21 protein-coding genes are annotated in these 22,300 nt (G+C 71.8%); 13 read left to right on the top strand and 8 right to left on the bottom strand.

Annotated elements, in window-relative coordinates:
• Positions 1-351 precede the first annotated feature (351 nt).
• Positions 352-2,274, top strand: a complete 1,923-nt coding sequence (locus ACZ3IJ_RS30650; RefSeq protein ID WP_467473429.1) for an AMP-dependent synthetase/ligase — start codon at positions 352-354, stop codon at positions 2,272-2,274.
• A 3-nt stretch (positions 2,275-2,277) separates the two neighbouring features.
• Here ACZ3IJ_RS30650 and ACZ3IJ_RS30645 read toward each other — a convergent pair whose 3' ends face one another.
• On the bottom strand, positions 2,278-3,336 hold the full coding sequence (locus ACZ3IJ_RS30645; protein ID WP_467473427.1) for an ATP-dependent DNA ligase: 1,059 nt from the start codon (positions 3,334-3,336) through the stop codon (positions 2,278-2,280).
• Between the two features lie 52 nt (positions 3,337-3,388).
• Here ACZ3IJ_RS30645 and ligD point away from each other — a divergent pair, with 52 nt between their 5' ends.
• From ligD to ACZ3IJ_RS30625, 4 genes are all read left to right on the top strand, one after another.
• On the top strand, positions 3,389-4,408 hold the full coding sequence (gene ligD / locus ACZ3IJ_RS30640) for a non-homologous end-joining DNA ligase (RefSeq protein ID WP_391796752.1): 1,020 nt from the start codon (positions 3,389-3,391) through the stop codon (positions 4,406-4,408).
• Positions 4,409-4,653: 245 nt separating this feature from the next.
• A complete protein-coding gene (locus ACZ3IJ_RS30635; protein WP_467473424.1) occupies positions 4,654-5,403 on the top strand; it encodes a class I SAM-dependent methyltransferase in 750 nt (249 codons plus the stop codon).
• 78 nt (positions 5,404-5,481) lie between these two features.
• A complete protein-coding gene (locus ACZ3IJ_RS30630) occupies positions 5,482-6,288 on the top strand; it encodes a VOC family protein (RefSeq protein WP_467473422.1) in 807 nt (268 codons plus the stop codon).
• A gap of 100 nt (positions 6,289-6,388) precedes the next feature.
• Positions 6,389-6,670: a WhiB family transcriptional regulator gene (locus ACZ3IJ_RS30625; protein ID WP_467473420.1), complete on the top strand. Its 282-nt coding sequence runs from the start codon at positions 6,389-6,391 to the stop codon at positions 6,668-6,670.
• Between the two features lie 128 nt (positions 6,671-6,798).
• On the opposite strand, the gene ACZ3IJ_RS30620 is transcribed toward ACZ3IJ_RS30625, so the two are convergent.
• The 3 genes from ACZ3IJ_RS30620 to ssgD all read right to left on the bottom strand — a co-directional run bounded on the left by ACZ3IJ_RS30620 (position 6,799) and on the right by ssgD (position 10,385).
• Positions 6,799-7,773 carry an acyl-ACP desaturase gene (locus tag ACZ3IJ_RS30620; RefSeq protein WP_391796748.1) on the bottom strand — a complete coding sequence of 325 codons (975 nt, stop codon included), beginning with the start codon at positions 7,771-7,773 and terminating at the stop codon, positions 6,799-6,801.
• A 285-nt stretch (positions 7,774-8,058) separates the two neighbouring features.
• Positions 8,059-9,693, bottom strand: coding sequence for an ABC-F family ATP-binding cassette domain-containing protein (locus ACZ3IJ_RS30615; RefSeq protein WP_467473417.1), 1,635 nt, complete (start codon positions 9,691-9,693; stop codon positions 8,059-8,061).
• 281 nt (positions 9,694-9,974) lie between these two features.
• Positions 9,975-10,385 carry a spore wall synthesis regulator SsgD gene (gene ssgD / locus ACZ3IJ_RS30610; protein WP_467473415.1) on the bottom strand — a complete coding sequence of 137 codons (411 nt, stop codon included), beginning with the start codon at positions 10,383-10,385 and terminating at the stop codon, positions 9,975-9,977.
• 184 nt (positions 10,386-10,569) lie between these two features.
• Between ssgD and ACZ3IJ_RS30605 the strand changes: the two genes are divergently transcribed.
• Entirely contained in the window at positions 10,570-11,679 is a 1,110-nt protein-coding gene (locus ACZ3IJ_RS30605; protein ID WP_467473413.1) for a WD40/YVTN/BNR-like repeat-containing protein, read from the top strand.
• Positions 11,680-11,689: 10 nt separating this feature from the next.
• Here ACZ3IJ_RS30605 and ACZ3IJ_RS30600 read toward each other — a convergent pair whose 3' ends face one another.
• Positions 11,690-11,989: a YciI family protein gene (locus ACZ3IJ_RS30600; protein WP_467473411.1), complete on the bottom strand. Its 300-nt coding sequence runs from the start codon at positions 11,987-11,989 to the stop codon at positions 11,690-11,692.
• A gap of 103 nt (positions 11,990-12,092) precedes the next feature.
• Here ACZ3IJ_RS30600 and ACZ3IJ_RS30595 point away from each other — a divergent pair, with 103 nt between their 5' ends.
• Genes ACZ3IJ_RS30595 through ACZ3IJ_RS30585 form a run of 3 tightly spaced genes read left to right on the top strand, consistent with a single transcriptional unit; the run spans position 12,093 to position 13,351 of the window.
• Positions 12,093-12,788, top strand: a complete 696-nt coding sequence (locus ACZ3IJ_RS30595) for an endonuclease V (RefSeq protein ID WP_467473408.1) — start codon at positions 12,093-12,095, stop codon at positions 12,786-12,788.
• A gap of 57 nt (positions 12,789-12,845) precedes the next feature.
• On the top strand, positions 12,846-12,980 hold the full coding sequence (gene mmpA, locus ACZ3IJ_RS30590) for a morphogenic membrane protein MmpA (protein ID WP_467473406.1): 135 nt from the start codon (positions 12,846-12,848) through the stop codon (positions 12,978-12,980).
• On the top strand, positions 12,977-13,351 hold the full coding sequence (locus ACZ3IJ_RS30585; protein WP_467473543.1) for a VOC family protein: 375 nt from the start codon (positions 12,977-12,979) through the stop codon (positions 13,349-13,351). Before mmpA ends, ACZ3IJ_RS30585 begins: the two co-directional genes overlap by 4 nt.
• Before the next feature lie 59 nt (positions 13,352-13,410).
• On the opposite strand, the gene ACZ3IJ_RS30580 is transcribed toward ACZ3IJ_RS30585, so the two are convergent.
• Entirely contained in the window at positions 13,411-14,616 is a 1,206-nt protein-coding gene (locus ACZ3IJ_RS30580; RefSeq protein ID WP_391796741.1) for a saccharopine dehydrogenase family protein, read from the bottom strand.
• Positions 14,617-14,686: 70 nt separating this feature from the next.
• On the bottom strand, positions 14,687-15,187 hold the full coding sequence (locus ACZ3IJ_RS30575) for a hypothetical protein (protein ID WP_467473402.1): 501 nt from the start codon (positions 15,185-15,187) through the stop codon (positions 14,687-14,689).
• Positions 15,188-15,333: 146 nt separating this feature from the next.
• On the opposite strand from ACZ3IJ_RS30575, the gene ACZ3IJ_RS30570 reads away from it, so the two are divergent.
• Genes ACZ3IJ_RS30570 through ACZ3IJ_RS30555 form a run of 4 tightly spaced genes read left to right on the top strand, consistent with a single transcriptional unit; the run spans position 15,334 to position 21,103 of the window.
• Positions 15,334-16,491, top strand: coding sequence for a CaiB/BaiF CoA transferase family protein (locus ACZ3IJ_RS30570; RefSeq protein WP_467473400.1), 1,158 nt, complete (start codon positions 15,334-15,336; stop codon positions 16,489-16,491).
• Positions 16,488-17,630 (top strand): acyl-CoA dehydrogenase family protein, encoded by a 1,143-nt coding sequence (locus tag ACZ3IJ_RS30565; RefSeq protein WP_467473398.1) that lies wholly within the window; start codon positions 16,488-16,490, stop codon positions 17,628-17,630. The genes ACZ3IJ_RS30570 and ACZ3IJ_RS30565 overlap by 4 nt, the downstream gene beginning before the upstream one ends.
• A 45-nt stretch (positions 17,631-17,675) precedes the next feature.
• Positions 17,676-18,893: an acetyl-CoA C-acetyltransferase gene (locus tag ACZ3IJ_RS30560; RefSeq protein ID WP_467473396.1), complete on the top strand. Its 1,218-nt coding sequence runs from the start codon at positions 17,676-17,678 to the stop codon at positions 18,891-18,893.
• 35 nt (positions 18,894-18,928) lie between these two features.
• A complete protein-coding gene (locus ACZ3IJ_RS30555) occupies positions 18,929-21,103 on the top strand; it encodes a 3-hydroxyacyl-CoA dehydrogenase NAD-binding domain-containing protein (RefSeq protein WP_467473393.1) in 2,175 nt (724 codons plus the stop codon).
• Between the two features lie 319 nt (positions 21,104-21,422).
• Here the strand turns inward: ACZ3IJ_RS30555 and ACZ3IJ_RS30550 are convergent, their stop codons facing one another.
• Positions 21,423-22,211: a MerR family transcriptional regulator gene (locus tag ACZ3IJ_RS30550; protein ID WP_467473390.1), complete on the bottom strand. Its 789-nt coding sequence runs from the start codon at positions 22,209-22,211 to the stop codon at positions 21,423-21,425.
• Positions 22,212-22,300: the final 89 nt, after the last annotated feature.

The raw sequence follows: 22,300 nt of genomic DNA, 5'->3' as shown, positions 1-22,300 counted from the left end.
GGCAACGGCGTGTCCTCCGTTCGGCGAGGTGTGCGGACGAGCCGGGCCCGGCCCGGGTACCCGCCGCGCCGCGCCTTTCGGTGTTCCCGCAGGTGCGCGCCGCGCGGGGCGATCTTCCTTCTGAAACGACCCTCTGTATCGCTCGGTTGTCCACCGAAAGCGAGCTCGGGCGGCCGGGTGGGAGTGTGAAGCATCTCACTCCCGGCGCTGCGGCCCGCCGCGTGTGTCGCTCGTGCGGAGCGATCGTGTGGGGGCGGTTGAAATCTGGTTACGGTCAAGTAAGTTGACTTGTCGGTAAGTCCGGAGGTCCCGCACACTTCCCGCCCGCTCGCCGCGAACAGGAGCCACGTCATGGGCGTACGCAAGGACTTGAGGCAGGCCAGGAAGCGCCCCGAACTGCGCGACCGGTTCCCCGTCGAGCTCGTGCGCGAGGACGGGGTCGTACGCGAGGCGCGTACGGCTCTCCCGCCCGGGCCGCCGCCCTCCGGCACCCCTGCGGACATCCCCTTCGCACACGCGGCCGTGGACCCCGGCGCCGTGGTCATGCGCCGCCGGGAGAAGGGGAACTGGCGGCCCGTCACCGCGGCCGAGTTCGCCGGGGACGTCCTGGCCGTGGCGAAGGGGCTGATCGCCGCCGGAGTGGAGCCCGGCGCACGCGTCGGGCTGATGGCGCGCACGAGCTACGCCTGGGCCGTCCTCGACTTCGCCGTCTGGTCGGCCGGCGCCCAGACCGTCTCGGTCTACCCCACCTCCTCGGCGGACCAGATCACCTGGATCCTGGAGGACTCCGGCGCCCGCCACGTCGTCACCGAGACCGCCGAGCACACCGCCACCGTCCGCGCGGCGGCCACCGCGCGGCGCGCACCGTCCGAGCCGGTCTGTGTCTGGCAGACCGACTCCGGCGGCCTCGCCGAACTCGCCGCCCTCGGTGCGGAGGTCGCGGACGAGGAGCCGGCCAAGCTGCGCGCCGCCCTCACGGCGGACACCGTCGCGACGCTCTGCTACACCTCCGGCACGACCGGCCGCCCCAAGGGCTGCGCACTCACTCACGGCAACCTCCACGCCGAGGCCCGCGCCACCGTCGAGCTGCTGCATCCGGTCTTCAAGGCGGTCACCGGCCAGGCGGCCTCGACCCTCCTCTTCCTGCCGCTCGCCCACATACTCGGACGCGTCATCCAGCTCGCCTGCCTCATGGCGCGCATCGAGATCGGCCACTTCCCCAGCATCGCGCCCGACGAACTCCGGCCCGAACTCCGCCGCTTCCGGCCGACGTTCGTCGTCGGCGTGCCCTACCTCTTCGAGAAGATCCACGACACCGGCCGGGCCACCGCCGAGAAGCTCGGCCGAGGTGCCTCCTTCGACAGGGCCGACGCCGTCGCCGTCCGCTACGGGGGGACGGCCCTGCGCCACGTCCTCGGCGAGGGCCCCCGCCCCGGTCCGGGGCTGTCCGCCGCCTGGGCGCTCTACGACCTGCTCGTCTACCGGCGCATCCGCAAGGAGCTGGGCGGCAACCTCCGGTACGCCATCAGCGGCGGCTCCCCGCTGGACGCGCGCCTGAGCCGGTTCTTCTACGCCGCCGGTGTCCTCGTCTACGAGGGCTACGGCCTCACCGAGACCAGCGCGGCCGCCACCGTCACCCCGCCGCTGTGCCCGCGCCCCGGGACGGTCGGCCGCCCTGTGCCCGGCACCGCCGTACGGATCGCCGACGACGGAGAGGTGCTGATCAAGGGCCCCATCGTCTTCACCGCGTACTGGAACAACCCCGAGGCCACCGAGGAGGTGCTGCGGGACGGCTGGCTGGCCACCGGCGACCTCGGCGCCCTCGACGACGACGGATATCTCGTCATCACCGGCCGCAAGAAGGACATCCTGGTCACCTCCGGCGGCAAGAACGTCTCCCCGGCCGTCCTGGAGGACCGGCTGCGCAGCCGCCCGCCGGTCGGCCAGTGTCTCGTCGTCGGTGACAACCGTCCGTACATCGCGGCGCTCGTCACCCTCGACCCGGAGGCGATGCGGCACTGGCTGGCCGTACGCAAGCGCCCGGCGGACACACCCACGGCCGTGCTCCGCGAGGATCCCGAGCTGCTCGCCGACATCCAGAAGGCCGTCGACCACGCGAACCGCGCCGTCTCCCGGGCCGAGTCGATCCGCCGGTTCCGTGTCGTGCAGGGGGAGTTCAGCGAGGAGAACGGGATGCTCACCCCCTCGCTCAAGGTGAAGCGGCACGTGGTCACGGCCGCGTACGCGGCGGAGATCGAAGCGCTGTACCGCTGACGGCTACGCCAGCACCTCGGCGAGGTCGTACGAGACCGGCTCCTCCAGCTGCGCGTAGCCGCAGGACTCCGGCGCGCGGTCCGGCCGCCAACGCTTGAACTGGGCCGTGTGCCGGAACCGGTCGCCCTCCATGTGGTCGTACCCGACCTCGCAGACCCGTTCCGGGCGCAGGGCCACCCAGGAGAGGTCCTTCTTGCCCGACCAGCGGCTCGGCGCGCCCGGCAGCCGTGCCCCCGCGTGTGCCGCCTCCTCCGCCCAGGCCGCCCACGGGTGTCCGTCGGGCGGGTCCATCCGCAGCGGCTCCAGTTCGGTGATCAGCTCCTCGCGGCGCTTGGCCGTGAAGGCCGCGCAGACCCCGACGTGCTGGAGCGTGCCCCCGCCGTCGTACAGGCCGAGCAGCAGTGAGCCGACCACCGGGCCGCTCTTGTGGAAGCGGTAGCCGGCCACGACCACGTCGGCCGTGCGCTCGTGCTTGACCTTGTACATCAGCCGGGCGTCCGGCCGGTACGGCAGGTCCAGCGGCTTGGCGATCACCCCGTCGAGGCCCGCCCCCTCGTACTGTTCGAACCAGCGCGCCGCAAGCTCCGGGTCCGTCGTCGCCGGTGCCAGATGGACCGGGGTGTCGACCCCGCGCAGTGCCTCCTCCAGGGCTGCCCGCCGATCGGTGAGGGGGGTGTCGAGCAGCGAGTCGTCGCCGAGGGCGAGCAGGTCGAAGGCGATGAACCGGGCCGGGGTCCTCTCGGCGAGCATCCGCACGCGCGAGTCGGCGGGGTGGATGCGCTCGGTGAGCCGGTCGAAGTCGAGCCGCCCGTCGTGCTCGATCACGATCTCGCCGTCGACCACGCACCGCTGCGGGAGCCGGGGGAGCAGGGCCTCGACGAGCTCGGGGAAGTAGCGGGTCAGCGGCTTGCCCGTACGGCTGCCGATGACCAGCTCCGGTCCGTCGCGGTGCACGATGGCCCGGAAACCGTCCCACTTGGCCTCGTACTGCATGCCCGGCGGAATCTTCTTCACGGCCTTGGCCAGCATCGGCTTCACGGGCGGCATCACCGGCAGATCCATGGACCGATTGTCTGGTATGCGAGGAATGTCGGCTAGCTCTACGCTGACTCGCATGGCGACCAAGGCGGCAGCGGTGGAGCTGGAAGTCGGAGAGCGGACGGTACGCGTCTCCAATCCGGACAAGGTGTACTTCCCCGAACACGGCTACACCAAGCTCGACATGGTCAGCTACTACCTGGCCGTCGGCGACGGCATCACCCGCGCGCTGCGGAACCGGCCCACGACCCTGGAGCGTTACCCCGACGGGGTGACCGGCGAGTCGTTCTTCCAGAAGCGCGCCCCCAAGTACCTGCCGGAGTGGATCCCCACCGCGCACATCACCTTCCCCAGCGGCCGGTCCGCCGACGAGATGTGCCCCACCGAGCCCGCGGCCGTGATCTGGGCCGCCAACCTCGGCGCCGTGACCTTCCACCCGTGGCCGGTACGGCGCGAGGACACCGACCACCCGGACGAACTGCGCATCGACCTCGACCCCCAGCCCGGCACCGACTACGCCGACGCCGTACGCGCCGCCCACGAGCTGCGCGCCGTCCTGGACGAGCACGGACTGCGCGGCTGGCCCAAGACGTCGGGCGGGCGCGGGCTGCACGTCTTCGTGCCGATCGAGCCGCAGTGGACCTTCACCCAGGTCCGCCGCGCCGCCATCGCCGTCGGCCGCGAGCTGGAGCGCCGGATGCCGGACCAGGTGACGATCAAGTGGTGGAAGGAGGAGCGCGGCGAGCGGATCTTCGTCGACTACAACCAGACCGCGCGCGACCGCACGATCGCCTCCGCCTACTCCGTACGCCCGCGCCCGCACGCCCCGGTCTCCGCACCGCTGGACTGGGACGAGATCGACGACGCGACACCTCGGGACTTCGACATCAGGACGATGCCGGCCCGGTACGCGGAGGTGGGCGACGTCCACGCCGGCATGGACGATCACCGGTTCAGCCTGGAGAGCCTGCTCGAACTGGCCCGTCGCGACGAGGCGGAGCACGGACTCGGCGATCTGCCGTATCCGCCGGAGTACCCGAAGATGCCGGGCGAACCGAAGCGGGTCCAGCCGAGCAGGGCGAAGAAGAGCGACTGAGGAGGACCGGCCGCGGAAGACCACTGGGAAACCCCGCCCGGAGCGGCTCGGAAAGGCCTTCTGACGGCCCTCGACGGGGGTCTCCGCCCGCGCGCACGGGTGATCACGAGTGGGCGGACCGGCCCTCGCGCCCGCTCCCCGCCGAAGGCCGCACAGAGCCTTCGGCGCCCCTCCTGAAAGCGGCTCTGACCTGGGCTTTCGACGTGATTCCCGCTACCGTTCAGGCATCGGGAAAGGGGTGCCGGATGGACCGGAACATACGTGACGTCGACGATGTGCTGAAGCTTCTCGACGGGCTCTTCGCACCGGAGGCCGACCGCTGGACCGCCGACGCGGCCGGCTGGTGGAACGGCTTCTACGGCGACCGCACGAAGCCGGTGCCGTTCTTCGTCGCCAAGCCGGACGAGAGCCTCGTCTCGTACGTCGACCGGGGGTGGGTCGCACCCGGCCGGGCGCTCGACCTGGGCTGCGGCCCGGGACGCAACTCCCTATATCTCGCCTCCCAGGGGTTCGAGGTGGATGCCGTGGACCTCTCCGACGAGGCGATCGCCTGGGCCCGGGAGCGCACCCAGAAGGCGGGCGCGCGGATCCGGTTCCATCACGGAGACGCCTTCGAACTGGCCGGGAGCGCGCTCGCCGGCCCGTACGACCTGATCTACGACTCGGGCTGCTTCCACCACCTGCCGCCGCACCGACGCGTCAGCTACCTCGCCCTCGTCGAGCGGCTGCTCGCGCCCGGCGGGCGGCTCGCCCTGACGTGCTTCGCGTCCGGCGCGATGGGCTCGGAGCTCGCGGACGCCGCCTTCTACCGTGAGCCGGGACTCCACGGCGGCCTCGCCTACACACCGGAGTCCCTGCGCTGGATCTTCTCCGATCTGACGGAGGTCGAACTGCGGCGCATGCGGGACGAGCCCGCCGACTCCCCGCACTTCGGCGAGGACTTCCTCTGGACCGCACTGTTCCGCCGCGAAGGCGCCCCGGCCCCGCTCACCTGACCGCGCGCCGACCCCACGTCCGGGGGAGACTCGGAGACGTAACCGCACACGCCCCGGGAGCTCCGAAGGAGCAGCGCCATGCTCACCACGCGCTACGTCACCGGATCGCCGAACTGGATCGACCTCGGCACCCCGGACATCGAGAAGGCGTCCGCCTTCTACCAGGGCGTCTTCGGCTGGGACTTCGTCTCCGCGGGGCCCGAGGCGGGCGGGTACGGGATGTTCCGCTCCGAGGGCAGGACGGTCGCCGCCGGAATGCAGGTCGAGCCCGGGCAGGGCGGCCCGCCCGCCTGGACCGTGTACTTCCGGTCGGCGGACGCGGAGGCGACCGCCAAGGCCGTCCAGGCGGGTGGTGGCACGGTGCTGTTCGAGCCCATGGACGTCTTCGAACTCGGCCGTATGGCAGTCTTCACCGACCCCGCGGGCGCCGGCTTCGCCACCTGGCAGCCGGGTACGTTCCAGGGCCTCGACCTGGTCGACGGACCGAACTCCCTGACCTGGGCCGAGCTCCACACCCCGGACGTGGACGCGGCCGTCGCGTTCTACCACTCCGTCTTCGGCCTGGAGAGCGCCGAGATGCCGATGCCGGAGGACACCGGGGCCTACCTCACGCTGTACCCGGCGGGTCTGGGGGAGGAGGGGATGTTCGGAGGCGTCGTCCCCCTGGACCTCGACCCCGTCGAGGCGGAGGGCGGTCCGGGCTGGCTGGTCTACTTCGAGGTCCCGGACACCGACGCGGCGGTGGCGGCGGCCGAGCGCCTCGGCGGCACGGTGCGGCTCGCCCCGATGGAGCTGGAGGCCGTCGGCCGCATGGCCAAGCTCGCGGACCCGTTCGGCGCCCGTTTCGCGGTGATCACGAGCACCCCGCTCGACGAGGCGGCGTGAGGCGTCGAGGCGGCCGGAGAGTCGCGCGTGCGACCGCCCGGCGCGCCGCATTGATCGAACGTTGATGGACCGTTTACGGCCGGACGGCAGCGTATCGGCCATGCAGACCGACACCATCGTGATGACCGCCCCGGCCGCCCCCGACATGTCCTGGCAGGAGAACGCGCTGTGCGCCCAGGCCGGGCCCGAGTTCTTCTTCCCCGCCCCCGGCTCCTCGACGCGCGAGGCGAAGCAGCTCTGTGGGGCGTGCGAGGGCCGGGTGGCGTGCCTCCAGTACGCGCTGGAGCACGACGAACGGTTCGGGGTGTGGGGCGGCCTCTCGGAGAAGGAGCGGGGGCGGCTCAAGCGCACGGAAGGCGCCCGCCGTCACCTGCGTCCCTGACACGGATCCGCCCGACAGGGGTCGGCCCGATACGAGTCAGCCCGGTACAAGCCGGCCCGATACGGGTCGGCCCGATACAAGCCCGCCCGATACAAGCCGGGCCGATACGGATCAGCCCGCCACGGGTGTCAGCCCGCCGCGCGGGCCGCCATGCGCGCCTTGCGCGCCGCCAGCTTCTCGTCGAACTTCGCGGCCTCGCTGTCCAGGCCGTTCATGTACAGCCCCAGCTCCTCCTGGGCCTTCAGGCCCTCGGGGCCGAGGCCGTCGATCTGGAGCACCTTGAGGAAGCGCAGCACCGGCTGCAGCACGTCGTCGTGGTGGATGCGCATGTTGTAGATCTCGCCGATCGCCATCTGCGCCGCCGCCCGCTCGAAGCCGGGCATGCCGTGACCCGGCATCCGGAAGTTCACGACGACGTCCCGCACGGCCTGCATCGTCAGGTCGGGGGCGAGCTCGAAGGCCGCGCCCAGGAGGTTGCGGTAGAAGACCATGTGCAGGTTCTCGTCGGTGGCGATGCGCGCCAGCATCCGGTCGCAGACCGGGTCGCCCGACTGGTGGCCGGTGTTCCGGTGCGAGATGCGGGTCGCGAGCTCCTGGAAGGCGACGTACGCGACGGAGTGCAGCATCGAGTGCCGGTTGTCGGACTCGAAGCCCTCGCTCATGTGGGCCATCCGGAACTGCTCCAGCTTGTCCGGGTCCACGGCGCGCGAGGCCAGCAGGTAGTCGCGCATCACGATGCCGTGACGGCCCTCTTCGGCGGTCCAGCGGTGCACCCAGGTGCCCCACGCGCCGTCGCGCCCGAAGAGGGAGGCGATCTCGTGGTGGTAGCTGGGCAGGTTGTCCTCGGTGAGCAGGTTCACCACGAGGGCGATCTTGCCGACCTCGGTGACCTTGGACTGGGACGGGTCCCAGGCCTCGCCGTCCTCGAAGAAGCCCGGGAAGTTCCGGCCGTCGGACCACGGGACGTACTCGTGCGGCATCCAGTCCTTGGTGACCTTGAGGTGCCGGTTGAGCTCCTTCTCCACCACCTCTTCCAGCGCGTAGAGCAGCCGCGCGTCGGTCCACCCTGTCGAGCTGCCGAGGTGGGGAGAGGTGAGCGTCACGGGAACTCCTGGGGACGGAGAGAGGGCATACGGGATTACCTACGGATTCGTAGGTTACGAGACCGTAGGTTAAGGCCCCGTAAGGCCTCGGCCAAGCCCGTCCGGGCGATGTCCGGTTACGTTCCGTTATGTGCGCTGCTGATGGCGGTGTACGGAGAGGCAGGTCACGGACCCGGGGGCACCGGGGGTGGCGTGATCATGGCTACGGAGAGCAGACGGCCGGTCTCCGCGGCGTGAACCGCGGAGACCGGCGCCCGCCGAGCGCCGCGACCGCCCTCGTGGGCGTCAGCGAACCGCCGAACCCACCTCCTCCGCGTTCGTCGCCCGCAGCTCGCCGTCGAGCATCAGCCAGCGGGTGATCCCCAGCGACTCCAGGAACGGCACGTCGTGGCTCGCCACGATCAGCGCCCCCTCGTACGCCTCCAGCGCGGCCGTCAGCTTCCGCACCGACGCCATGTCCAGGTTGTTGGTCGGCTCGTCCAGCATCAGCAGCTGCGGGGCCGGCTCGGCGAGCAGCAGCGCCGCCAGCGTCGCCCGGAACCGCTCTCCTCCCGACAGCGTCCCGGTCGGCCGGTCCGCCCGCGCGCCCCTGAACAGGAAGCGTGCGAGCCGCGCCCTGACGGTGTTCGCGGTCGCCTCCGGCGCGAACCGGGCCACGTTCTCCACCACGCTGAGCTCGTCGTCGAGGACGTCGAGCCGCTGTGGCAGGAACCGGAGGGGCACATGGGTCTCGACCGTGCCGGCCACCGGCTCCAGCTCTCCGGCGATCGTCCGCAGCAGGGTCGACTTGCCGGCGCCGTTCCGTCCGACCAGCGCGACCCGCTCCGGTCCGCGCAACTCGAACTCACCGGCGACCCGGGCGCCGTACCGCAGTTCGAGATCGCTCAGTCGCAGCACCTCGCGGCCGGGGTGGACCATGGTGCGCGGCAGCTCGATGCGGATCTCGTCGTCGTCCCGTACCGCCTCCTCCGCCAGGTCGAGCCGCTCCCGCGCCTCCGCCAGCCGCTCGGTGTGCAGGGTGCGGTGCTTGCCCGCCGAGACCTGGGCGGCGGCCCTGCGGTTGTTGGCGACGATCTTCGGTACGACCTTGTTCTCGAAGCTCTTCTGTCCGTACCGCTTACGGCGCGCCAACTTCATCTGCGCGTCCGAGAGTTCGCGCTTCTGACGCTGGACGTCGGCCTCGGCGACCCGCACCATCCTTTCCGCCGCCTCCTGTTCGGCCGCGAGCGCCTCCTCGTAGGCGGAGTAGGTCCCGCCGTACCAGGTCACCTCGCCCTCGCGCAGATCGGCGATCTGGTCGACGCGCTCCAGGAGTTGACGGTCGTGGCTCACCACCACCAGCACGCCCGACCAGGCGTCCACCGCCTCGTAGAGCCGGGCGCGGGCATGCAGGTCGAGATTGTTGGTCGGCTCGTCGAGCAGCAGGATGTCCGGCCGGGCGAGCAGCAGCGCCGCGAGCCGCAGCAGGACCGACTCGCCGCCGGACACCTCGCCGATGGTCCGGTCGAGGCCGATGTGCCCGAGCCCGAGCTGATCGAGTGTGGCGCGGGCCCGTTCCTCCACGTCCCAGTCGTCGCCGACCGCCGCGAAGTGCTCCTCCGCGACATCGCCGGCCTCGATGGCGTGCAGCGCGGCACGGGTCGCCGCGATCCCCAGCGCCTCGTCGACCCGCAACGCGGTGTCGAGGACGAGGTTCTGCGGGAGGTAGCCGACCTCGCCGACCGTACGGATCGTGCCCTCGGCGGGTGTCAGCTCACCCGCGAAGAGCTTGAGGAGCGTCGACTTGCCGGAGCCGTTCAGGCCGATCAGACCGGTCCGGCCGGGGCCGACCGCGAGCCGGAAGTCGTCCAGGACCTCGGTGCCGTCCGGCCAGGAGAACGAGACGGAGGAGCAGGTGATGAAAGTGGGATGGGTCGCCATGGGGGCCTCCCTGTTGCATGAGCGCGGGCTGGGGCAACGGGTGAGACACCGGGGCGCGGGCAGGCGGAAATGCTCGTACGCCGAGGGCGAAGACGGCACACGCGGCGCTGCGTGAAGCAGCTCAGGGGCACGCGCGGCACGGTGTCTCGCATCCTCAGACGAGCAACGGCCTTCTCCGATCGGGCGACAACAGGGCCAGGTCAGGACGGTACGCCTGAGGCCGGGCGGCGGCAATCGATTTTTCGACGGGCGCCCTCGTAGGCGGGCGGCGCGTCGGGCCGTCAGTCGTCGAGCAGCTGCGCCAGATCCTGGTCCCAGTCCAGGTACTGGTGCTCACGCCCGGCCGGCACCAGATGCTGCGAACGCTTCAGGAAGAGCCGCAGCTCGGACGTGCGCACATGCACCACGGCCACCCCCTCGGGCGCGTGGAACTCGACGACCGTGCGGTCGTAGCCGTACGGACGCACCCGGACGTCCCCGAGCCCGGCGGGCCCGTCCATGCCCTCGGCGAGCAGCTCTCGCGCGAAGGCCCACGACACCTCGACGCCCTCCAGCGTCGCGGGCGGCGGGAACGCCATGCTCACCGCGAAGGGATCCTCGCGGTCGTACCGCAGCGTGGCGGGAACGGTTTCCATCCGGGGAGCGGATGCGACCAGACGGGCCTGAACGGCCTGCTCGATGACGGTGGACAAGGCCAGCTCCTGTCGCGCGGCTTCGGTTCCTGACGTCTCCCTGACACAAGGAAAGACGAACGACGGGGCCGGAACGTGCACTGGGGGGTCACGTGACCTGTGTCACCGCCGCGCTCGCCGCCCCGTCGCACGCGACACGAGGCGCTCTGGACGGCGTCCGCGGGGTGGGCTAGCTTCCGGCGCCATGACGTCCAAGGGGAAGACGAGACGAATGATGTCGGCGGGGCTGAGCGGGGCGGCTGTCGCGCTGGCCCTGACGGCCCCCGCGCACGGCGCGCCGCAGCCCGCACCGGATGCGGGGGCTCCGTCCACGGCGCGGGGGGCCGGCTGGCAGCCGACGGAGACCGGCACCGACGCCCGGTTCCGGGGGCTCGCCGCCGTCGACCGCAGGACGGCCTGGGCCGCTGGCTCGAAGGGGACCGTCCTGCGCACCACGGACGGCGGCCGGAGCTGGCGGAACGTCTCGCCGCCCGGTGCGGGGGAGCTGGAACTCCGTGACGTGGAGGCCTTCGACGCCCGGCGCGCCGTGGTCCTCGCGATCGGTGAGGGCGAGGCGTCACGGGTGCTGCGCACCGACGACGGCGGCGCCACCTGGACGGAGTCCTTCCGCAACACCGACCCGCGGGCCTTCTACGACTGCATCACGTTCTTCGACCACCGGCACGGACTCGCCATGAGCGACCCCGTCGACGGGAAGTACCGCATCCTCTCCACCCGGGACGGCGGCCGGTCCTGGGCGGTGCTGCCGGACGCGGGGATGCCGGCCGCGCTGCCCGGTGAGGCCGGCTTCGCGGCGAGCGGGCAGTGCCTGGTCTCCTCCGGGCCGAGGGACGTCTGGCTCGCGACCGGCGGCGGGGCCACCGCCCGCGTGCTGCACTCCCGCGACCGTGGGCTGAACTGGACGGTCGCCGAGACGACCGTCCCGGCGGGCGATCCGGCGCGGGGCGTCTTCGGGCTCGCCTTCCGCGACCGTACGCACGGGATCGCGGTCGGCGGCGACTACCGCAAGGACCAGCCGTCGCCGCAGGCCGCCGCGGTCACCGGGGACGGCGGACGCCGGTGGCTCGCCGCCTCGGCCCCGCCGCCCGCGTACCGCTCGGGCGTGGCCTGGCTCCCGCACTCGGCCTCGGCCGCGCTCGCGGTCGGCCCGACCGGCACGGACCTGACGACCGACGGAGGCCGTACCTGGCGGACCGTCGACACCGGCTCGTACGACACGGTCGACTGCACGCGGGACGGCGCGTGCTGGGCCTCCGGCGAGAAGGGCCGTATCGCCCGCCTCGGCAGGCGCTAGCGGGACAGGGCTAGGAAGGCAGCCGCTCGCGGTACGGCGCGAGTGCGTCGGCCGTCTTGGTCGCGTAGAACTCCGTGATCCGGTAGGCGCAGACGCCCTCGACCGTGAACGGGTCGGCCGCCACGATCTTCTCGATCGTCGTGCGGTCGACCCCGGAGGCGAGGACGATGCCGCCGTCGCGCGGGTTCTTGCGCCCGGAGGCGATGAACACGCCGGCGGCGTACTGCGCGTCGAGCCACTCGACGTGCGCGTCGAGCAGGGCGTCCGCCCGCTCGACAGGGGCGGTATAGGTCAATTCCAGTACGAACATGCCCGCAGGCTACCCGGCGGCCTCCGAAGGGCGGGAGCGCGCTCGCCAGTCGGACGGAGGGGTGCCGGGCGCCCGGTGACGGGCCCGTAGGGTGACCGTCATCATGACGATCATCGACCTTCCCGAGGGCTGGCCCACCGACGAGACGGCGGCCCGCGCCGTGCAGGGCGAGCTGCGGTCCCGGCTCGTGCTCGACGAGCCGGGACCGGAGCCCGGCACGGGGCATGTGACGGGGCTCGACGTCGCGTACGACGACGGGCGCGACCTCGTCGCGGCCGCGGCCGTCGTCCTGGACGCCCGGACGCTCGACGTGGTGGAGGAGGCGACGGCGGTCGGCCGGGTGTCGTTCCCCTACGTCCCCGGACTGCTCGCCTTCCGCGAGATCCCGACCGTGCTCGCCGCGCTCGCCTCGCTGACCGCCGACCCCGGGCTGCTCGTCTGTGACGGATACGGGCTTGCCCACCCGCGCTGGTTCGGACTCGCCAGCCACCTCGGTGTGCTCACCGGACGGCCGTCGATCGGCGTCGCGAAGAACCCCTTCACCTTCGCCTTCGACCGACCCGGCCCGGAGCGCGGCGACTTCAGCCCGCTCATGGCCGGTCAGGAGGAGGTCGGCCGCGCCCTGCGCACCCAGGCCGGAGTGAAGCCCGTCTTCGTCTCCGTCGGCCATCGGGTCTCCCTCGCCAACGCCTGCGCCCACACGCTGCGGCTCGCCCCCCGGTACCGCATCCCCGAGAGCACCCGGCACGCCGACTCCCTGTGCCGCCGCGCCCTACGGGACGCCCTGGGGGCTGAGTAGGCGACTGAGTAGGCGTACGGATGGCGGGGCGCGATCATGGACGGCAGGCTGGGGTCCATGACGAGCCCCGTACCCCTCCCGCCGAAATCAGCCGACCGCGGCCTGGTCGCGATGCTCGCCACCGCCGGCATCGCCGCCCTGGCATGGCTCTGCGCCATGGTGTACGTCGTCGCCGCGTGGGTGACGACGTGATCGGTACGCTCCAGTGCGTCGTCCTGGACTGCACCGACGTCATGGAACTGGCCCGGTTCTACCAGCAGTTGCTGGGCGGTGAGATCAACCGGCCCGACGCCCAGTGGGCCGTCGGCGAAGCCTGGGCCACGCTCCACGACGCCGCCGGCGCCCCGGTGCTCGCCTTCCAGGGGGTGGCGGACCACAGACCGCCCGTGTGGGGCGCGGCGGAGCAGCAGTTCCACCTGGACGTCCGGGTGGACGATCTGGCGGCCGCCCATGACGCGGTCGTCGAGCTCGGCGCGTGGCTGCTCGACGACGGGGGCGGCGACCGGGCCTGGCGGATCTACGCGGACCCGGCCGGCCACCCCTTCTGTCTCGTACGCCACTGAGGCGGGCGACGCCCGGAAGCTCCGTGGCAGGGCATCGGCCCTGACTCCGCGTCCAGGTGTCAGCCCCGGTGCGCCACCCGGAAGCGGATGCCGGCCTCGCGGAGCCGGCCGAGCAGGGCGTCGCCCATCGCCACGGCCGTGGTGAGCTGCCCGGAGGTCTTCGGCAGGTCGTCGAGGGCGAGACAGAGCGCGGACTCGGCGAGGATCTTCGCCGTCTCGCCGTACCCCGGATCGCCGCCCGAGACCTCCGTGAACACCCGCCGTCCGCCGCCCTCGCCGACGAAGCGCACCGAGAACCAGCTGCGGGCGCGCCGCTCGGCGCTCGGACCCTGCCCCGGCTCGTAACGGTCCATCAGCCAGCGGCGTACGGGCGCCAGTTGGGCAGCAGCCACGCCCGCGCCGATGACGGCGGTGCCGCCGAGCGCCATCGGGAGTGTCTTGACCGAGGCGTAGTGCCGGTAGCGGAAGTCGGGCCCGTACGCCTCAAGGGCCCGTGCCGAGCGCTCCACCACCTGGGCGTCGATGGTCGGCAGCGGAAGGGCCCAGGTGCCGGTCTCCCGGCTGAAGCGCGGTCCGCCGAGCGGCGCACGGGCCCGGCGGCCCACCAACCGGGGCTCGTGCAGGCGTCGTTCGTGCGCGGCGCGCAGGATCTCCCGGCCGCGTCCCATCGCCGTCAGGGCCGATGCGAACGTACCGCCCGAGAAGACGGCACCCGCCCGTACGAATCCGTCGATCCGCAGGGGTACGTCCTCGGGCAGCTGCTGGACGGTGTAGAACACGCCCAGGTCGTGCGGTACGGAGTCGAAGCCGCAGGCGTGCACGATCCGCGCCCCCGTCTCCCTGGCCCGCGCGTCGTACTTCACGTACATCTCGTCGACGAACTCGCTCTCGCCGGTGAGGTCGACGTAGTCCGTGCCGGCCTCCGCGCACGCCGCCACCAGGCCCTCGCCGTACCAGACGTACGGGCCCACGGTGGTGGCCACCACCCGCGTGGACGCGGCGAGTTCACGCACCGCGTCCGCGTCCGCGGAGTCGGCGACCACCAGCGGCAGCTCCGCGCACCGGGGCCATCGCGCCGCCAGCCGCTCCCGCAGCGCGGTGAGCTTGGCGCGGCTGCGCCCGGCGAGCGCCCACCGACACCCGGCCGGCGCGTGCTCCGCCAGATACTCCGCGGTGAGCTCACCCACGAACCCCGTCGCCCCGAAGAGGACGACGTCGTACGTCCGCTCCCTCGCGTCCCGTCCCGTGCCGTTCCCGGTGTCCATCCAGCCCCTCGCCTTCACGTACGGCTTCCCCTGAGACGGCGGAGCCTAGCGGTAGCTCGTGCGTGGTCCGTCAGCGGTAGTCGTCGGGGTGGCCCTGCATCCAGGTGTTGATCCGGTCCCGCGTACCGAGGAGCAGGGTCTCGTGCTTCTTCAGGTTGGCGAACGAGCGGTCGCCGCCCAGCGTGGTCCGCAGCTTCTCGATCCAGGCGATCGGTTCCGGGAAGTGGCCGGGGCCCTTCGGATCCGCCTTCATGGCGGCGTCGAGCCGGTCGAGCTCGTCGTGGACGCGGCCGAGGAAGTAGGCGCAGTCCGTGGCGCAGCTCCCGCCGAGCGTGGCCTGGAGTCCCGCGAAGGCGTCCCTGACCTGCACCGGCGCGGGGGTCGGGACTCCGTCCTCCGCGGCCGGAGCGTCCTCTGCCGCCCGAGCGCCGTCGCCCGCGAGCGGGGCCGCGGAGGCCGTGGTGGGCGAGGGGCTGCCGGGCTGCTCCTCCGCCGAGGAGCAGGAGACCAGAAGCACGGCCGCGAGCGGCGCTGCGAGCAGGGCTGTCAGCCCTCGTCCGGATATACGCATGTCCGGACCCTACCGGCGCAAGATCGGGATCTCTTCCTCCGGACGGAATTTCCAAGCGCTTGCTCGGCCGGGGGGCTTGTGCGGAGTGGAACGTGTTCCTAGCATCACCGGTGTTACATCATTGGTGTCACACAGCTGGGGGCTTGATGGCGGCGTCGACGGAACCGACCCGGACCGCCCGGAAGGGGCCGCTCACCGGAGTGCGCGTGGTGGAACTGGCCGGAATCGGCCCGGGGCCCTTCGCGGCCATGCTCCTCGGCGACCTCGGCGCCGATGTCGTACGGATCGACCGGCCCGGCGGCTCGGGGCTCGGCATCGACCCCTCGTACGACCTCACCAACCGCAACAAGCGCTCCATCCTCGTGGACCTCAAGGCCGACGGCGGCCCCGCGACCGTCCTCGACCTGGTCGAACGGGCCGACATCCTCATCGAGGGCTACCGCCCCGGCGTCGCCGAGCGTCTCGGGGTGGGCCCGAACACCTGCCTCGCCCGCAACCCGAAGCTCGTCTACGGCCGGATGACCGGCTGGGGACAGGACGGGCCGCTGTCCGCCACCGCGGGACACGACATCGCGTACCTCGCGATCACCGGCACCCTCGGGATGATCGGCCCGGATCCGGAGGGCCCGCCCACCGTCCCCGCCAACCTCGTCGGCGACTACGCGGGCGGCTCGCTCTACCTCGTCGTCGGCGTGCTCGCCGCGCTCCAGCACGCCCGCGCGCACGGCGAGGGGCAGGTCGTCGACGCGGCCATCGTCGACGGGGCCGCCCACCTCGCGACCATGATCCACGGCATGCTGGCGTCCGGCGGCTGGCAGGATCGGCGCGGCGTCAACCTGCTGGACGGCGGCTGCCCCTTCTACGGCACCTACGAGACCTCCGACGGGGGATACATGGCCGTCGGAGCCCTGGAACAGCAGTTCTACGACGAGTTCGTACGCCTCCTCGGCATCGAGGACCTGGCCCCCGCCCGCAGGGACTTCGGACGCTGGGCCGAGCTGCGCACCGCCGTCGCGGAACGCTTCCGCACCCGTACGAGAGACGAGTGGACGGCCGTCTTCGACGGGACCGACGCCTGCGTGGCGCCGGTCCTCTCGCTCCGGGAGGCCCCCGCCCATCCGCACCTCGCCGCCCGCTCCACCTTCGTCGAGCACGCCGGCCTGGCCCAGCCCGCACCCGCGCCCCGCTTCTCCGCCACGCCCGGCACCGTGCGCACCGGCCCCGCCCTGCCCGGCGCCGACACCGACGAGGTCGCCCGCGACTGGGCCGTCCCCTCCCTCACCTCCAAGGAGCCGCAGGCATGAAGCGCCAGCTCTACACCGCCGACCACGAGGCGTTCCGCGAGACCGTCCGCACCTTCCTCGCCAAGGAGGTGCTGCCCCACTACGAGCAGTGGGAGAAGGACGGCATCGTCGCGCGCGAGGCCTGGCGCGCCGCCGGACGGCAGGGGCTGCTCGGGCTCGCCGTCGACGAGGAGTACGGCGGTGGCGGCAACGCCGACTTCCGCTACAGCGCCGTCCTGGCCGAGGAGTTCACCCGGGCCGGCACACCCGGCATAGCCCTCGGCCTGCACAACGACATCATCGGCCCGTACCTCACCTCGCTCGCCACCGAGGAGCAGAAGCGCCGCTGGCTTCCCGGGTTCTGCACCGGAGAGCTGATCACCGCCATCGCGATGACCGAGCCCGGCGCCGGCTCCGACCTCCAGGGGATCAGGACCAGCGCCGAGGACCGGGGCGACCACTGGGTGCTCAACGGCTCCAAGACGTTCATCTCCAACGGCATCCTCGCCGACCTGGTGATCGTCGTGGCCAGGACGACCCCGGAGGGCGGAGCGCACGGGCTGTCGCTGCTGGTCGTCGAGCGCGGTACGGAAGGCTTCGAGCGCGGCCGGAACCTCGACAAGATCGGCCAGAAGTCCCAGGACACCGCCGAACTGTTCTTCCACGACGTCCGGGTCCCCAAGGAGAACCTCCTCGGCGAGCTCAACGGCGCCTTCGTCCACCTCATGACCAATCTCGCCCAGGAGCGGATGGCGATCGCCGTGGCGGGCATCGCCGCCGCCGAACACCTCCTGGAGATCACCACGCGCTACGTGAAGGAGCGCGAGGCCTTCGGACGCCCGCTGGCCAAGCTCCAGCACATCCGCTTCGAGATCGCGGAGATGGCGACCGAGTGCGCCGTCACCCGGACGTTCCTCGACCGGTGCATCGTCGATCACTCGAACGGGGAACTCGACGCCGTCCACGCCTCCATGGCGAAGTGGTGGGCCACCGAGCTGCAGAAGCGGGTCGCGGACCGCTGTCTGCAACTGCACGGGGGGTACGGCTACATGGCCGAATTCCCGGTCGCCCGTGCGTTCACCGACGGCCGCATCCAGACCATCTACGGCGGGACGACCGAGATCATGAAGGAGATCATCGGACGTTCCCTGCTGGGCTGACCCCTCTCTCCTCACCCTCATCGCTGAATCGTTGAAAGGCTTCTCGTGAGCACCGAAGCGTACGTGTACGACGCGATCCGCACCCCGCGCGGCCGCGGCAAGGCCAACGGCGCCCTGCACGGCACCAAGCCCATCGACCTGGTCGTCGGACTCATCCACGAGATCCGGGCCCGGTTCCCCGGACTCGACCCGGCGGCGATCGACGACATCGTGCTCGGCGTCGTCGGCCCGGTCGGCGACCAGGGCTCCGACATCGCCCGGATCGCCGCCATCGCCGCGGGTCTCCCCGACACCGTCGCCGGTGTGCAGGAGAACCGCTTCTGTGCCTCCGGTCTCGAAGCCGTCAACATGGCCGCGATGAAGGTCCGCTCGGGCTGGGAGGACCTCGTCCTCGCCGGTGGCGTCGAGTCCATGTCCCGCGTCCCGATGGCCTCCGACGGCGGCGCCTGGTTCGCCGACCCGATGACCAATTACGAGACCGGCTTCGTGCCCCAGGGCATCGGCGCCGACCTCATCGCCACCATCGAAGGCTTCTCCCGCCGCGACGTCGACGAGTACGCCGCGCTCTCCCAGGAGCGCGCCGCGGCCGCCTGGAAGGACGGCCGCTTCGACCGCTCCGTCGTCCCCGTCAGGGACCGCCACAGTGGCCTGCTCGTCCTCGACCACGACGAGTTCATGCGCCCCGGCACCACCGCCGACTCGCTCGCCGCCCTCAAGCCCTCCTTCGCCACCATCGGCGAGATGGGCGGCTTCGACGCGGTCGCGCTGCAGAAGTACCACTGGGTGGAGAAGATCGACCACGTCCACCACGCTGGCAACTCCTCCGGCATCGTCGACGGCGCCTCGCTCGTCGCCATCGGCTCCAAGGAGGTCGGCGAGCGGTACGGGCTGACCCCCCGCGCCCGTATCGTCGCCGCCGCCGTCTCCGGCTCCGAGCCGACGATCATGCTCACCGGCCCCGCGCCAGCCACCCGCAAGGCGCTCGCCAAGGCGGGCCTCACGATGGACGACATCGACCTCGTCGAGATCAACGAGGCCTTCGCCGGCGTCGTGCTCCGCTTCGTCAAGGACATGGGCATCAGCCTGGACAAGGTCAACGTCAACGGTGGCGCGATCGCGCTCGGCCACCCCCTCGGCGCGACCGGCGCGATGATCCTCGGCACCCTCATCGACGAGCTGGAGCGCCAGGACAAGCGCTACGGCCTGGCCACGCTGTGCGTCGGCGGCGGCATGGGCATCGCCACCGTCGTCGAGCGCGTCTGACCGTCCGTCCCTTCCCATCTTCGAAAGACACCACCATGAGCGAGAGCACCACCATCCGCTGGGAGCAGGACGAGTCCGGTGTCGTCACCCTCGTCCTCGACGACCCGAACCAGTCCGCGAACACCATGAACCAGGCGTTCAAGGACTCGATCGCGGCGATCGCCGACCGCGCCGAGGCCGAGAAGGACTCCATCCGCGGCATCATCTACACCTCCGCGAAGAAGACCTTCTTCGCGGGCGGCGACCTCAAGGACATGATCCGGCTGCGCCCCGAGGACGCGCGGATCGCCTTCGACACCGGCACCGAGATCAAGCGCTCGCTGCGCCGCATCGAGACGCTCGGCAAGCCGGTCGTCGCGGCCATCAACGGGGCGGCCCTCGGCGGCGGCTACGAGATCGCCCTCGCCTCGCACCACCGCGTGGCGCTCGACGCGCCCGGCTCCAAGATCGGCCTGCCCGAGGTCACGCTCGGCCTCCTCCCGGCGGGCGGCGGCGTCACCCGTACCGTACGCCTCATGGGCATCGCCGACGCGCTGCTGAAGGTGCTGCTGCAGGGCACCCAGTACTCCCCGCAGCGCGCCCTGGAGAACGGCCTCGTCCACGAGGTCGCCGGCACTCCCGAGGAGATGCTCGCCAAGGCGCGCGCCTTCATCGACACGCACCCCGAGTCGCAGCAGCCCTGGGACGTCAAGGGGTACAAGATCCCCGGCGGAACGCCGTCGAACCCCCGGTTCGCCGCCAACCTGCCGGCCTTCCCGGCCAACCTGAAGAAGCAGCTGAACGGCGCGCCCTACCCGGCCCCGCGCAACATCCTCGCCTGCGCCGTCGAAGGCTCCCAGGTCGACTTCGAGACCGCGCTCACCATCGAGGCCCGCTACTTCACCGAGCTGGTCACCGGCCAGACGGCGAAGAACATGATCCAGGCCTTCTTCTTCGACCTCCAGGCCGTCAACTCCGGCGCCAACCGTCCCCGGGGCGTCGAGCCGCGCCCCGTCCGCAAGGTCGCCGTCCTCGGCGCGGGCATGATGGGCGCCGGCATCGCGTACTCCTGCGCCCGCGCGGGCATCGAGGTCGTCCTCAAGGACGTCACGGCGGAGGCGGCGGCCAAGGGCAAGGGCTACTCCGAGAAGCTGTGCGCCAAGGCCGTCTCCCGCGGCCGGACCACCCAGCAGAAGGCCGACGAGCTGCTCGCCCGGATCACCCCGACCGCCGACCCGGCCGACCTGGCGGGCTGCGACGCGGTGATCGAGGCCGTCTTCGAGGACACCGCGCTCAAGCACAAGGTCTTCGAGGAGATCCAGGACATCGTCGAGCCCGACGCGCTGCTCTGCTCCAACACCTCCACCCTGCCGATCACCGTGCTCGCCGAGGGCGTCTCCCGTCCGGTCGACTTCATCGGACTGCACTTCTTCTCGCCGGTCGACAAGATGCCGCTGGTGGAGATCATCAAGGGCGAGCGCACCGGTGACGAGGCACTGGCCCGCGCCTTCGACCTGGTGCGGCAGATCAAGAAGACCCCGATCGTCGTCAACGACTCGCGCGGCTTCTTCACCTCCCGGGTGATCGGCCAGTTCATCAACGAGGGCGTGGCGATGGTCGGCGAGGGCGCCGACCCCGCCTCCGTCGAGCAGGCGGCCGCGCAGGCCGGCTACCCCGCCAAGGTGCTCTCCCTGATGGACGAGCTGACCCTCACGCTGCCCCGGAAGATCCGGAACGAGACGCGGCGCGCGATCGAGGAGGCCGGCGGCACCTGGGCCGGGCACCCCGCGGACGCGGTGATCGACCGTCTGGTCGACGAGTTCGGGCGCACGGGACGCAGCGGGGGCGCGGGCTTCTACACGTACGACGAGACCGGCAAGCGGGTCGGCCTCTGGCCCGGACTCCGTGAGCACTTCACGCGGCCCGACGTCCACATCCCCTTCGAGGACATGAAGGAGCGGATGCTCTTCTCCGAGGCGCTGGACTCGGTCCGCTGCCTGGAGGAGAACGTCCTGACCTCGGTCGCCGACGCGAACATCGGCTCCGTCATGGGCATCGGCTTCCCCGCCTGGACCGGTGGTGTGCTCCAGTACATCAACGGCTACGAGGGCGGGTTGCCCGGCTTCGTGGCACGCGCGCGTGAGCTGGCGGAGAAGTACGGCGAGCGCTTCCAGCCGCCGGCGCTGCTGGTGGAGAAGGCGGAGCGGGGCGAGGTGTTCACGGACGCGTGACGTCCGCGCACCGCTGAGCGGCCCCGGCGCACCGCCCCGATCCCCCGATCGGGCGGTGCACCGGGCCCGCCTCGCGTGGGGCCTGGGACGGAGCGACGCGGTGTGAGACGGAGGCCCCGCCCAGGACCGGGGCGAGCATGAGCCCGAAGACCGACGCACCCCCTGCCGTCACGACCCCCGCCACAGCCCAGGCCCACTGCCGGGCGGACACTCCCGTGCTTTCCTCCACCATCGCCCCCTACCGTGAACGCGTGGCGGGGCGCACGTGAGATCGGCATACAGGGACGACAGGATCGGCGTCCGCTCGTCGGCGGTGCGCCTATCGGCCGGGTACGTCCGAGTCCGTCCCCGCCGCCGTCTCCGTGCCGAACGCCTCCCGCAGCTCCTCCCGGAGGGAACGCTGGAAGGCCGTCACGAGGGCCTGGATCACCATGGGCTGCATGTGCGCGGAGAGCGACTTCATCGCGGCGAGGTGGTCCGGGTCCTCGGCCCGCTCCCGGTAGGGGTTCCAGACCTCCTCGCGGAAGAGGCGGGACAGTTCCTGGGCCGCCATGCGCGCGTGCTCCAGCAGGACGGTGCGCGAGGCCAGGATCGTCTCGTGGGCGATGGGAACGTCGAGCAGCTCGACGCCGAGCCGCAGCAGCGAGGCGTCGAGCCGGAAGACGTCGGGGTCGGTGCCCCGGTCGAGGACGCCCATGGCCGCGAGGCGGTCGACGTCCTCGTCGGTCAGCCCCCGTCCGGCGCGCCGCTCCAGCTCGCGCCGGGTGATCTCCTCGGCGGACTCGGGCGCCCAGGCGGCGATCAGTGCCCGGTGGACGGCCAGGTCCCGCTCGCTGAGGTCGGGCGGCAGCTGGTGCAGATAGCGTTCGATGGCCGCGAGAGTCATCCCCTGTCGCTGGAGTTCCTCGATCAGGGCCAGGCGGGACAGGTGTCCGGGCCCGTACTGTCCGACGCGGCGCGGACCGATGGCCGGCGGGGGCAGCAGCCCCTTGGTGCTGTAGAAGCGGACGGTCCGCACGGTGACCCCCGCCCGGGCGGCCAGCTCGTCGACGGTGAACGTCGGCGCCTGCTCGGGCTGCTCGGGCTGCGCCTCGGTCTCGGTGGCCATCTGGAGGTGCCTCGCTTCCGGTGCCGTGCCTGACGTGCCGTCCCTCGGTGCAACAGTATTGCTGTCTCACCAGCGATGTAAAAGCGTGC

The sequence above is a fragment of the Streptomyces sp. NPDC013317 genome (genome assembly GCF_055563155.1).
Note: the sequence above shows the minus strand (reverse complement) of the source record. Positions and strands in the feature narration are given on the sequence as shown.